Genomic DNA, 659 nt, shown 5'->3' on the forward strand with positions numbered 1-659 from the left:
CACGGTCAAAAGCTTAGCACTGAGTGCTTCTTCTACCATCGCCTTCTTTCAAACCCTCCCTTCGGAATATCGCCACTTGGTGCTCAATCAACTACGCAATATGGGTGGTACGCGCTTTTTCGTCTCACTCAACAATCACCAGATTGACGTCGACCCACTGCCAGAAAGCGAACGCAAAACGTTGGTCATCAACCAAGTTCGCGAGGTATTAGAAAGCGAGCTGAGCGGCATTCCTAATATCGAGGTGGAGTTCACCCAGCGCGACAAACTCAAAGTGTTCAACAACGAGCTACCTATCGACGAACTGCCGTTATTGTGGGCGCATTATTCGCTTTCGTTTGGTGACCTCAATCCGCCTATTCTGGTGATGCAGGTCGAAGTCGCACAGAACGAATGGTTTTATCTCGCGGCGGTGCTACCCGCGCCTTACATCAACCTAGAGACTAACTATTTTGAGCTGCGCCAATGGCTGACGCTATTGGTGTCCGCGCTAATGCTGTTGCTGTGTACCTGGTTTATCGTTCGCAAAGAAATTCAACCCATTCGAGAGCTGGCAAAAGCCGCAACCCTGATGTCGAGCCGATTAGACGTGCCCGAAGTCTCTGAGCGAGGCAGTAACGAACTGAAAGCGGCGGTACGTGCGTTTAACAAAATGAACC

The 659-nt window shown here is 50.5% G+C and carries 1 pseudogene; it reads left to right on the forward strand.

What is annotated here, in order from left to right:
• A pseudogene (locus R8O11_RS28395) lies at nucleotides 1-659 on the forward strand (two-component sensor histidine kinase); the annotation flags it as partial.

The organism is Vibrio sp. 1288 (assembly GCF_033344475.1).